Source organism: Allocoleopsis franciscana PCC 7113 (genome assembly GCF_000317515.1).
Classification (GTDB): Bacteria; Cyanobacteriota; Cyanobacteriia; order Cyanobacteriales; family Coleofasciculaceae; genus Allocoleopsis; species Allocoleopsis franciscana.
This window is the reverse complement of record NC_019738.1, coordinates 7,037,444-7,049,879: the sequence shown is the minus strand read 5'-3', so window position 1 is coordinate 7,049,879 and position 12,436 is coordinate 7,037,444. Positions and strand designations below refer to the sequence as shown.

Here is a 12,436-nt window from a genome sequence, read left to right as displayed (position 1 = left end):
GGTTGAACAGAGTGTCTACAGTTAGATTAGAGGCTAAGCCTTGAAACGTGGCTAATCCATGAGTGAAGAAGAATTCAGGGTTGACGAAGCCATAGAAGTTGCAGGAATGGCAATCTTTGAAACTACGGGAAAACATCTTAGTGATGCTGAAGTGCTTGTACTTCGTGGCTCTTGGGAAAGGCAGACTTATGAACAGATCGCACTGAATACTAACTACACAGCAAATTACCTACAGCGAGATATTGGTGCTAAGCTTTGGAAGCTCCTATCAAAAGCGTTACAGGAGCCAGATATTGGTAAATCGAACTTTCGGGAAGCCCTCAAGCGGCGATGGCGATTAAGAAGCATTTCCAAAGAGTCACTCACTGCTAGCCCAACTCCTAACCTGCAACCCTTAATCCCTTACCTGAGTCCTAATAATCAATCCCTATCGCTAATAGAGCCAGAATTCCCAGATGGTCAAGTGCCTCTGGGTTCTACTTTTTATGTGGAGCGTCCCCCTATTGAATTACAGTGTTACGAAGAGATTTTGCAGCCTGGAGCATTGATCCGAATCAAGGCACTTAGGCAAATGGGCAAAACTTCACTGATGAGTAGGGTGCTCGATTATGCAGCAAACCAAGGCTGCCAAACGGTGCGTTTGAACCTTCGAGCTGAGAGAGCAATTTTTGTCAAGCTGGATAAATTTTTGCGGTGGTTCTGTGCCAATGTTAGCCGGGAGCTAGAGCTAGAGCCAGTGCTAGATGATTATTGGAATGAGAACCTTTTTGGCAGCAGACAGAGCTGTACAATGTACTTTCAGGCGTATCTGTTAGAACAAATAGACAGTCCGTTAGCATTGGCTTTGGATGAAGCTGATTGGGTTTTCCAGTATCCTGAAATCGCTGAAGAGTTTTTTTCTTTGCTGCGAGAGTGGTACGAGGAGGCAAAGAATCTCGATATCTGGCAACGACTTCGGGTCATCGTGGCATACTCTACAGAAGTTTATATTCCACTGAACATCCATCAATCACCTTTTAATGTAGGTCTACCAGTGGAATTGTCAGAGTTCAGTCTACAGCAGGTGCAAGATTTGGCTCAGCGTCATAGACTGGATCTGGCAGATAGCCAAGTCAATCAGCTAATGGCAATGGTTGGAGGACATCCCTATTTACTGCGGTTGGCTCTCTATCGCGTTAGGCGTCAGGATGTTACTCTTGAGCAGTTGTTGCAAGATGCTCCCACAGAAGCCGGAATCTATAGCGACCATTTGCTACGGCATTTAATTAGTCTCCAAAAAAGTTTAGAACTGAGGGCTGCGTTCAAACAGGTAGTTACCTCAAATAGCCCAGTACAGTTAAAGCCGATGCAAGTGTATCAGTTACAGAGGATGGGATTATTGCAGGTACAAGGCAATGATGTGATGCCTCGCTGTAACTTGTATCGTCAGTATTTCTGTGATCGCCTGTGAGTCAGCTAATGGTTACAACACAAAATCCAGCCAGCAAATATTATCATGTCGGAGGAAGCCTGCCGCCTAATGCCCCCAGTTACGTGAAGCGGAAGGCAGACGATGACCTCTACAACAGGTTGAAAGTTGGCGAATATTGTTATGTGTTGAACTCGCGGCAGATGGGGAAGTCAAGCTTGCGAGTACAGATTATGCAAAGGCTAAAAAATGAAGGCTTTGTCTGTGCATCAATTGACATTACTGGTATCGGTAGTGATGTCACTCCAGAGCAGTGGTATGGAGGATTGATTAGCAAGTTATGGATGGGTCTTAATCTATTAGGAAAAGTTAATTTACCTAATTGGTTAGTTGATCAGCAATTGCTCTCACCAGTACAGCGGTTAAACGAATTTATAAAAGATGTGATTCTGGAGAAGGTTGACAAAAACATTGTTATATTTTTTGATGAAATTGATAGTATTTTAAAATTAAATTTTTCATCAGATGATTTCTTTGCCCTAATTAGATTTTGTTATAACCAACGTGCTGAGAATCCTGAATACAGACGTCTCACCTTTGTTTTGTTGGGAGTAGCAACACCCTCGGATTTGATTCAAAACAAAGAATACACACCTTTTAATATAGGCAGATCAATTCAACTGAATGGCTTTGAAGCACCAGAAGCTCTGCCGTTAGCCAAAGGATTGGAAGGAAAAGTTAGTAACCCCCAAGCAGTTCTAGAAAAGGTTTTGGGATGGACAGGGGGACAACCCTTTCTCACCCAAAAACTGTGTGATTTGATTCTAAAGTTTGCTGAGCCGATACCTACTAATAACGAAGCTAAGTGGGTTGATCAGCTAGTGCGTTCAAGGGTGATTAAGGATTGGGAATCTCAAGATGATCCAAAGCATTTGACAACAATACGTGATCGCCTCTTAAGCAAACAGCAGCGTATTGGGCGCTTGCTGGGACTTTATAATAAAATTTTGGATTCGGAAGGCAACAAAGCTGGAAAAGTAATATTTGATGACAGTCTTGAACAATGGCAATTACGACTATCAGGATTAGTTGTTAAGGAGAATGATGAATTAAGAATTCAAAACCGCATTTATAAAAATGTTTTTGGTAGACGTTGGGTTAATAATGCCTTAGGAGAGTGGGAACCATATGCAAAAAATATCACTAATTGGTTGGCTTCTGATTGTCAAAATGAATCATTTTTATTGCGAGAAAAGGTATTAGAAGATGCTGTAGCATGGGCAGAAGACAAAAGCCTGAGTGACCAAGGTTACAAGTTTTTAATAGCTAGCCTGAGATTCGCTAGGCGAGAGATTCAGACTAAACTAGTTTCAGTAGAAGAAAGACTGAAGATTCAAAATCAAGAGCATGAGATAGTTCTATCTACACAAATTAAAAAGAATCAAAATTTTTTGGATATTTTTGCAGCAGAAAGGCAGAAACATACAAATCTTCAAGATGAGTTAGCAAAAAAAAGCTTGACTTTATTAGAGACTACAATGAATATAGACAAACAAAGAAATGTAAATCAAAATCTTATTAAGAAAATTAACGCTTTAGTGTACGCAAATTCACTTCTTTTTTTGGGAGTCATAGTACTCTCATTCGTACAGAATGCATTTCCTCCTTTTATAGTCATTTTATTGTATTCATTTGTGGTATTTTTATCGTGGAATTACGATAGAGTGTTGCAGTATTTTGAGGGAAAAAATAAGAGATAGAGTTAACAAGACAGCTAAATAACATTCTTATATCAAGTCCCTCTAATTGCCCATAATAAAACTTCTCCGCGTCTGGAGCGTCAGTAGCCTATAACTGTGATCGCAAGAGGTTCCCCTGAATTCGAGCAGCGAGTTGAAAGCACAAGGTTGCCGCGAGAGTGGCTAGATGCAGTAGAGCGTGCAGTAGCAACCAGCCAATGAGACTCGATGCGATGAACGCCTTACTTCAACTGCTCGATTAAGCGATCGCACTCTCCCCTCATCCCCTAACAACCGATCGCCTCATCATCTATCTCAATCACCCAGGAATAACCTGGCGAAATCCTCAGCCGCATCCGGATTTAGCTGCTTGAGTGCATTCTTAATTTCAACAATCACATCACCGGCTGGATCTCTTTGCTCGTGTACCCAGCGATTAATGTTTGCCCGTGAAATTCCCATCGTGACTGCCAGCTTGTTTTGGCTAATGTCATAGGTTTCCAGTACCTGTTTTAGCGCCTTGCCTGCCTTTCCCATGTTCAGATTTTGTCAGAGGTGTATGACAAGGTAAATGTCACCAAATCGGTATCGTTAGGGTACAATAATTTTGTTGCCATATTGGTTACATTGCTCCCCTTCAAAAAATGCTCTATGTTCAAAGACTCTCTCCCAGACTCGAAAGAAACCTCCCCTACTTCCACTCTCACTCCACCCAACCCAGAACCAGAATCTGCACAAATCCTAGTTATCGGCTCAAAAACAACCGTAACTACCATCGTCCACGCCCTCTGCGCCCTCCACTTTTGCCACATCAGCGAATGGAGTCCTCTCCTACCTGCGCCCGTTCCCGGTAAGCTGATGCGATCGCTCATCCGTAAAGTTTCCACAACCTAATCCCTATTTCAGAGTTGGGGTGAATATCGTAAAGTGCGATCGCCCCAATTCAAAATGCGATCACTTGGGTACGTTTGCAACAATTATGCGAGCACCGAACAACTCATCTACTCAAAAAACGAAACCAATCTAGAAAAGAGCGATCGCGCCTAGTAGCAGCCCAAATAGTAACATTAAATCTGCGGTCAACAAGGAGGTATCAAACATGAGTACAGTTCAAATCGAAATTCCTGAAGAAGTGTTAATCAGCCTTAAAGAAACACCCGAAACAATTTCAAGAGAACTCCGTATCTTGGCGGCTGTAAAGCTGTTTGAACTGGGTAAATTATCATCAGGACGCGCTGCTCAATTGGCGGGTATGTCACGAGTGGAATTCCTGATGCTACTGGGGCGTTATCAGGTATCCCCCTTCTCCTTAACAACTGAACAACTAGAGCAAGATGTCAACAATGCCTGAAGCTCTGGTCATTGTCAACACATCGCCACTGCTCTATCTTCACCAAGTAGACCGTCTAGAATTACTGCTGTCAGGAGAGTAGGGTTTGACTCCCAGAAAAGAGGAAGCGATCGCACTCTCCCCTCATCCCTCAAAACCAGTGACTTAATCTCACTCAGTCCATCTCTAGTTGACGAAACCCGCAAAAAATGAGAGTAAATGAGCCTCAGCGTGTCAAAATCTCGCAGTAGGAACTCTTGCGAATATGAGTTCACAGAATCTGTGAGTGAGGAGCTTAATGATGGAAACCATGAATCGATTGGGTAAGCCGATTAATCTTTTGGCTGTAATTGCGATCGCCACCACCGGAATGAATACTCCGGCTATGGCAGGTACTGACATCGCATCCTCTGAGGAAAACGTACAACTGGCACAAGCGTCTCTGGTAGGACAGTGCCGTGCTGCCAAACAGCAAATCCCCATTTTCAGGGAATCTAACTCCACCAGTGAGACATTAAGGCTTATATCCGTCAATGATGAAGTCATATTGGCGGATACTTCCGTTGGAGCCGATGGACTCATCCGCATTAGTGGGCCTGTCACAGGGTATGTACATGCCATCAACCTCAAGCCCTGTGGTGGCAACACGGAAAGCCCTGCAATTAAAGACCTTTGCCGTCAAGTGATTCGCCCCTCTCAAGGTTTAGTGATTCGCAGACAACCCAATCCCACAGCCGCTCAGGTTGGTGGAATACCCTATCAAGGACGGATTACCCTAACTAGCAATCCTCCAACCAACAAAACAGTCAATAATCGTAATTGGGTAGAAATTGCCTTACCTGCCAAAGGTTGGGTTTCCAATGGTTTGGTGACGCAGGCAGAAAGCAATTTATCTAATTGTCGCTGAAAGCTCATCAGCCGCTAGTCGAGTGTCAAGGTTGATTAGAAGATACTGATTCCCTTGGTAGTCGGCACTTTAGCGCTAAAGCGCTGACTACAAAATCATTTCAGATGCCTCATTTTTTGAAATAGCCGATCGCAAATAACGGGTATGGTGGTTCTTCATCCACTTTCAGATTTTATTGACGGCAATGCTGCTGTCAGCCACTCATCTCCTAGCTATTACTATGAAGGACGTTGTCCTCAAACGGGTGAGCGATTGAAACTGCCCCGCACCCCAACAGCAGAAGCGATCGCCAAAAATTTAATGCAGCACCTTGCCCACAATGACCGTTATTCTCACGAAGGCAAGATGTATGGAATACTGCTGGTTGAACTCCCGAATAATGAACAACGGATACTCAAGGCTTTCTCTGGTCTTCTAAATGGTCACAGCAGGCTTGAGGGCTGGGTTCCGCCGATTCCAGGACGCGACAACGTTGCCCTAGAAGAAGCCCGCACGTTGGCTGAGTTGGAGGCTATCAAGCAGGAACTCATTACCCTGAAGCAACTTCCACAACGGCAGCATTACGAAACCCTATCTCGCGAGTTTGAGCAACAATTGCAACAAATGAGCGATCGCCATCGAGATGGCAAGCACCAACGACAGCGAAAACGTCAGCTTCTGTGCGAAACCCTCACAGGAGAAGCACTCACTCTTGCCCTCGAACAACTCGATGAAGAAAGTCGTCGGCATGGAATTGAGCGACGGCAACTCAAACGTCAACAAAATGAAGGATTGCAACCCCTCAAGCAGCAAGTTGAAGCAGCAGATGCCCGGATGCGGGAACTGAAACAACAGCGCAAAGCTCTATCTCGCCAATTGCAGGCTCAGATGCACGCTGCCTACAGCGTGACTAATTTTTCCGGGCAATCTTTATCATTGCAGCAATTGATGCCAGGAGGCTCGATGCCCACGGGTACAGGAGACTGTTGTGCCCCCAAGCTGCTTCACTATGCGGCAACACAGGGACTCAAACCCCTGGCAATGGCAGAGTTTTGGTGGGGAAAGTCCTCTGGGGATAAAGTTCAGGGAGAATTCTATGGCGCTTGTGTGGAACGCTGTCAGCCTTTGATGGGATTTCTGCTTTCGGGATTGAAATCTAAATCCCTAGTCCCCTTCGATCCCCCCCAACCCCCCCTTAAAAAGGGGGGAGTTAATCATACCATCTCCTTGCAGAACTGGAGCTTTACTAAGGAAGGGGTGTGGGGAGAGGTCTCTTTACCTATTGTTTATGAAGACGAATGGCTGATTGCGGTGAATAAACCCGCAGGATTACTTTCGGTACCAGGACGTTATCGTGATTGCCAAGATAGTGTTCTCAGTCGCTTGCGTCATCAGTTGGCGGATGGCATGGCAATTATGGCGGTGCATCGCTTGGATCAAGACACGTCGGGTATCCTCTTGCTAGCGCGTAATCCACAAACTTATCGTCAACTGAGTCAGCAGTTTCAGCAACGGCAAGTTCACAAGGTTTATGAAGCAGTACTTTCGGGTTGGGTGACAACTGAGCGAGGAGAGATTACACTCCCCCTGTGGGGAAATCCGGAGAATCGTCCCTATCAACAAGTGGATGAAGTTCGCGGCAAACCCAGCTTGACTCGCTTCCAGGTGATGGCAAGGGAAGGAGACTACACTCGTATCGAGTTTATTCCCCTCACCGGACGCACCCATCAGTTGAGGGTTCACGCGGCTGATGCCAGAGGAATTGGGATACCGATTTTAGGCGATCGCTTTTATGGCTGCCGTGCTGTTGCGAGTCGGTTACACTTACACGCGAGGGAACTGCGCTTCGAGCATCCGCAATCAGGACAAAGTCTTTATTTACACACCAAGACACCGTTTTGATATCTAAATAATCCACTGGGCATTTAAGCTAAATAACAAAGTTCATGTTCTTTAGAATGGCAAAGGATTACCTGTGACTACACAAAGCAATCTGCTAGAAGATGTGTTTAACACGATTTCTCCTGAAATCTATGATGTTGTCATAATTGGCGCTGGGCCTGTTGGGTTAGCTACTGCCATTGGCTTACGCAAGCGTGGGATTGAAAATATTTTAGTCGTCGATCAAACTCGTGCCTTTCGTCCGGTTGGACAGGTGTTAGATCTGCTTCCCAATGGATTAAAGTCTCTTAAATATTTATCCGTTGAAGCTTACGAAGAAGTAAAAAGAGCTGGCAATCGCTTATTGAATTCCAACCCATCGAAGGATGAAGAGACTGCCGGAATAGGTCAAGAACCAAAACCTCCAAAGGCTTCACCTAGATGGGTGCAGAAAAATTTTCAGGGTCAGGAAATTTCGTCCATTTCTCTTAAATTTGATGATTGGTTTCAAGAATACGGAGAAGGTCGAGTCTCCATAGCTTGGTATGATTTACAAACTATCTTGAGAAACTTACTTCCCCAAGACAGGGTGAGAGCGAATCACCGTTGTATTAATGTAGTGGAAGAGCCAGAGCAATCCTGTGTCCGAGTCGATTGTATATCTGATACAAGCCTAGAAACCAACCCCTATGCTCATTGGGTAGATGGACAGAAATTAGAGGAAATGTCGCCTCAGAATGGTGAGCAAACTTCCCAACCATTAGACACTAAATCCATTCGAGCAAGGTTAGTCGTTGCAGCAGACGGAATCAACTCTACGGTTCGTAGAATTCTTTACGCCGATAGTCCATACTCTGCTTTTGCACGTCCTGAATACTCCGGGTTTGCCGCAATTGGGTGTCGGGAAATTATCGATATTCCTAAAAATTTATGTGGAGAACTTGAAGAAACATACTTTCAAGAATCACCCGTTCTCACAATCAGTAATGATGAAATATCTGGAGATTCCGCCGATATAGAATCTCCCAGGATAATTTTATTTCACAGACCTAGTGGACAAGTCGGGTATCTTATACATCTTCCTTTACCTGTGGAATCTTTACAGGGAAAGTCTAGCCGTTCATTGATTGATTTAGCTGTGCAAGAGTTGGAGAAGGCTAACTTTCCCAATGTCCTCAAGCAATTAGTTCGCCTATCTTCTCCTGATAATATGCTCCAGCGTCCGTACTACATTCACCGTGCGACTGTTTCAGATGCCATCCCACTTCCTCGCACAGCTAATCCCCATGCTAAAGATCATTCGGTCACCCTTCAAACCCCATGGAGTAATGGGCGAGTGGTATTAGTGGGTGATGCTGCCCATGGAATGCCTCCCTTTATGGCTCAAGGGGCTAATCAAGGATTAGAAGATGCACTCGCGGTTGTTACGTTAATCGCGAAGATTGCACAGGAGAATAATTGGGATAATACACAAGCTCTAACCCAAGCCTTCGAGAAATATGAGCAACTTCGTCGTCCATTCATGGTTCGTATCCAACAGGCAACCCTAAAACCAATGTCCTACCGATCAGAAAAAGATCGGCAGGAGTACAACCAACAGGTGTATTGCCGAAATTTTGAGCAAGTGATTGAGGCATTGTTGTAGGTGCGAGTGTATTTGTGCCAGCAGGTGTTGTACCTTCACCGAGAAAGGCAGACCGGAGATCATACGAGGAGAGAAGACAGAATTAGGCTCATCGCCCTCTTCATGAGACTTCTTGCATAAGTGGCAACGCTCTAAGAGATAAGTACTCGTAGCTACGTCATAACCCTTGCCTTGTGCAAGCTTGTCTCATGCAACAACTATTACCATGCCCAACCACACGACCCAGTGAATTTATAGATACTATTAACGGCTCAGTGTCAACTGTCAAGGCAGCCCGCGATGCTACCTATCTATTGGAATGTTTATATTTCTCTATTACAACCATCAATATTAATCATGGAACGACTACTGTTAATTAACTCACCCTTTAGTAAAGATAAATACCTGTAGTCTATAAATCGTGCATTCCATTGTAAAAATCAACGATTGCGTAGTTGGATAGCTAAATTAGCATTTAAGCTTATGAAATTGCGTTTCATCCTTAGAGGTTGGTGGCGAATTGTCAAGTATCTTTCCTTACTCGTGCTGGCCTTATTCATGACAATATTTCTGGCTGGTCATCCTATTGCTGCAATCGCGCAAAGTACAGTGCCAGAGGTAGTGATACCAGATACAATACCAGAGGCGATCGCACCGCAACCGTTGCAGGAAATTCGCGGGGTTTGGCTGACTGAAAATGACCATGACATCCTCAGAGACCGCCCCAAAATGCAAGAGGCGGTGAGTCAGCTAACACGGTTGAATCTGAATACAATCTATCCTGTCGTATGGAATTCGGGTTACGCGCTTTATCCAAGTGCCGTAGCTCAACGGGCAGACATCCAACCCTTTGTCCGCAAAGGCTTACAGGGACAGGATATCCTGGCTGAACTCGCGAAGGAAGCTCATCGCCAAGGGTTGCTCGTGATTCCTTGGTTTGAGTTCGGTTTCATGACTCCCCCAACCTCGGAACTGGCATTAAATCATCCAGAGTGGCTAACGCAACGGCGGAATGGCAACCAAACGTGGATTGGTGCGGCGGGTGAGGTGGTATGGCTCAATCCCTTTTTGCCAGAGGTGCAAAAGTTTATCACCGATCTGGTGCTGGAAGTGGTGACCCAATATGATGTGGATGGCATTCAGTTTGACGATCACACCAGTTTGCCTAATGAATTTGGCTACGATCGCTACACGCTAGCCTTGTACAAACAGGAAACCAAGAGAAATGCCCCAGCTAATCCCCAAGATCCGGCATGGGTGCGCTGGCGGGCTGATAAAATTACAGCGTTCGTCACTCAACTCAACCAAGCTGTGAAACAGAGAAAGCCGAATGCAATTTTCTCGGTTTCTCCTAATCCATACATCACGGCTTACAATACTTATCTGCAAGATTGGCTGACTTGGGTGAGGCAAGGTATTGTCGATGAGCTGATTGTGCAAGTTTATCGTCCTGATCTGCAAAGTTTTGTGGAACAGATTAGCCGTCCCGAAATTCAAGAAGCACAACGCAAGATTCCTACGGGAGTGGGTGTCCTAACAGGGTTAAGAAATAAGCCAGTGCCAATGCCACTAATTCAGAATAAAGTGCGGACGGCACGCGATCGCGGATTGGGTGTATCGTTCTTTTATTACGAAAGTCTTTGGGAGAATTCACCAGAACCTATCGCGGAGCGAGTATCTAACTTTCAATCTCTCTTTGACTCACCGGCTTCTCGCGTGGCGATGAGGTGACTTTGCACATCAGTAAGAGGCGATTGCGCCTTGTTGAGGCAATTCGAGCCAATCCCGATTCAAGCCGCTTGGGCAAGGGGAGAATGGTCATAGTGCTTCAGCAGATCAGCCGGGTCATCGTAAATGGCGATCGCTCCCGATAGTTGCTCGTCACTAAAGCCACCGCAGCGTAGGGCAATCACACCGACTCCCGCTTGGCCTGCCGATTCAACATCGTAGGGTGTATCTCCTAACATCACCACGTTGTCAGGTTCCATTTGTGCTTTGCTCAAGGCGGCTTCTACGATGTCGGGGGCAGGCTTAGAGGCGTCCGCATCACTCGATGTGGTTGCTTCCTGGAGCAAATCATCGACTTGGGCAGCCTTGAGTAAAATACCAAGCTCTTGAGTTGTCGCTGAACTGGCAATGACTAGATGCAAACCAGATTGCCGCATCTTTAACACTAAATCCCTAGTGCCGTTAGCGGAGGTCAGCTTCGGTCCAAATTTGTTGATGATCAGTTCTTTGCGTCGGTTTGCGATCGCCTTTCCTGGTCCCTCTTGAGCGTTCAGTTCCGGCACCATCCTGGGAATAACTTTGTCTCCTCCCATACCAATGAGTGGTCGCACTCGCTCAAAGGGCACTTCATAGCCATGCTCGGCAAATGCCTCAACCCAGGCTTGAGCATGAGCATCATTGCTCAAAACCAGGGTTCCATCAACGTCTAAAATCACTCCTTCTAATGCCATGAAAGACCTCTGGTTACCTTTAATTTTCCGAGTATGACATAGAAAATTAATTAACTCATCTTCCAATCAGAAGAGAAGGGTAACTCCTAAATTTCATCTAATCCTATTCTAAAGTAGGATGCTACTTCTAATACATTGCTGAAGTATAGGAGGAACTACAAAGCTGTCTAATAAAAGCAATGAACGCATTGGGTTTCAGAATTGTAACAGCGATTTTTCTAGTCAGTCTTTTTTCGGTTGCCGCCATTTACTATGGCGTTATTAATCCTTAATCTAGAAGAGAAGAGAGTCTCAAAATTTAAGGCTCAATCAACCTGTTAATCATCCGATATTTTTTGAGAACTCAAGTGAATGAAAAGCATCTCTGCTAAGCTTTTGAGCTGATTGTTACCGCCTGAATTTGGCGAGTGTTGCCCAAAACAGAGATGATGGGATTAGTACGTCCTTGAAATTCCTGAATTCCTTGAGCAACTACTATTCTCAACAGCCCAATGCCTTGCCCATCAATGAACTCAACGACTTGCGAGGAGGGATATTGGCTTGTTCTTACCTGACTATCAATAACCTCAACCGCGACTTTGTTGGCACTAAAGGATTTTCCGTGGTGTTTCAACGTTCAGAAATTGGGGAAGTGGAACGGCGGTTTCCCTTCTTTAAGCCTTATCTAGAACGAGCGCTACAGCCTACCTGTAATGCGTTCTACCTCAACCCATTGTTACTCAAAGAAGGATCTCGCGTCGATCCACATATTGATCGCTCCCTGCGCTCTTATTGCAAAACCGTTGAACCTCCCGTAGTTGTTAGTGTGCTTTATGTGCAGGTGCCACCTAATTTGCAAGGAGGAGAGCTAGTGTTGCGTCGGCATAAACAGCAAGTCGGGCAGATTAAGCCACAAATTAACACATTGTTGTATTTTCAAGGCGACCTGACCCATTCGGTTAATGCCGTTAAAACCACTGGCACTCGTCTAAGTTTAGTGTGCGAACAATACAGTTTGAGTGACACTGTATTGCAAGAGATTCCAGCCTTTACAGTGGAGTCTAGGGCAATGAAGGTAAAACGGAAGTAAGTTGGGGGTTCAATGAAGCTTTCGTCAAACCCCTTTAGGT

The 12,436-nt window shown here is 45.1% G+C and carries 11 protein-coding genes; 9 read left to right on the top strand and 2 right to left on the bottom strand.

Features of this window, described 5'->3' with window-relative positions:
* The first annotated feature begins 58 nt into the window (after positions 1-58).
* Positions 59-1,450, top strand: coding sequence for an AAA-like domain-containing protein (locus tag MIC7113_RS29000; protein ID WP_015185750.1), 1,392 nt, complete (start codon positions 59-61; stop codon positions 1,448-1,450).
* Positions 1,451-1,458: 8 nt separating this feature from the next.
* Positions 1,459-3,168, top strand: a complete 1,710-nt coding sequence (locus MIC7113_RS28995) for an AAA-like domain-containing protein (protein WP_015185749.1) — start codon at positions 1,459-1,461, stop codon at positions 3,166-3,168.
* Between the two features lie 294 nt (positions 3,169-3,462).
* Here the strand turns inward: MIC7113_RS28995 and MIC7113_RS28990 are convergent, their stop codons facing one another.
* Positions 3,463-3,684, bottom strand: coding sequence for a helix-turn-helix domain-containing protein (locus MIC7113_RS28990; RefSeq protein ID WP_015185748.1), 222 nt, complete (start codon positions 3,682-3,684; stop codon positions 3,463-3,465).
* A gap of 114 nt (positions 3,685-3,798) precedes the next feature.
* Between MIC7113_RS28990 and MIC7113_RS35145 the strand changes: the two genes are divergently transcribed.
* The 6 genes from MIC7113_RS35145 (at position 3,799) to MIC7113_RS28960 (ending at position 10,599) form a co-directional block, all read left to right on the top strand.
* Positions 3,799-4,041: a hypothetical protein gene (locus MIC7113_RS35145; RefSeq protein WP_071884120.1), complete on the top strand. Its 243-nt coding sequence runs from the start codon at positions 3,799-3,801 to the stop codon at positions 4,039-4,041.
* Positions 4,042-4,246: 205 nt separating this feature from the next.
* Positions 4,247-4,498, top strand: coding sequence for a UPF0175 family protein (locus MIC7113_RS28980; RefSeq protein WP_015185746.1), 252 nt, complete (start codon positions 4,247-4,249; stop codon positions 4,496-4,498).
* A gap of 277 nt (positions 4,499-4,775) precedes the next feature.
* A complete protein-coding gene (locus MIC7113_RS33960; protein WP_226883556.1) occupies positions 4,776-5,384 on the top strand; it encodes an SH3 domain-containing protein in 609 nt (202 codons plus the stop codon).
* A 144-nt stretch (positions 5,385-5,528) separates the two neighbouring features.
* On the top strand, positions 5,529-7,265 hold the full coding sequence (locus tag MIC7113_RS28970) for an RluA family pseudouridine synthase (RefSeq protein WP_015185744.1): 1,737 nt from the start codon (positions 5,529-5,531) through the stop codon (positions 7,263-7,265).
* 73 nt (positions 7,266-7,338) lie between these two features.
* Positions 7,339-8,889 (top strand): FAD-dependent oxidoreductase, encoded by a 1,551-nt coding sequence (locus MIC7113_RS28965; RefSeq protein ID WP_015185743.1) that lies wholly within the window; start codon positions 7,339-7,341, stop codon positions 8,887-8,889.
* A 462-nt stretch (positions 8,890-9,351) separates the two neighbouring features.
* Positions 9,352-10,599: a glycoside hydrolase family 10 protein gene (locus tag MIC7113_RS28960; protein ID WP_015185742.1), complete on the top strand. Its 1,248-nt coding sequence runs from the start codon at positions 9,352-9,354 to the stop codon at positions 10,597-10,599.
* A 59-nt stretch (positions 10,600-10,658) separates the two neighbouring features.
* On the opposite strand, the gene MIC7113_RS28955 is transcribed toward MIC7113_RS28960, so the two are convergent.
* Positions 10,659-11,327, bottom strand: a complete 669-nt coding sequence (locus MIC7113_RS28955; protein ID WP_015185741.1) for an HAD family hydrolase — start codon at positions 11,325-11,327, stop codon at positions 10,659-10,661.
* A 454-nt stretch (positions 11,328-11,781) separates the two neighbouring features.
* Between MIC7113_RS28955 and MIC7113_RS28950 the strand changes: the two genes are divergently transcribed.
* Entirely contained in the window at positions 11,782-12,396 is a 615-nt protein-coding gene (locus MIC7113_RS28950; protein WP_081594746.1) for a 2OG-Fe(II) oxygenase, read from the top strand.
* Positions 12,397-12,436 lie beyond the last annotated feature (40 nt).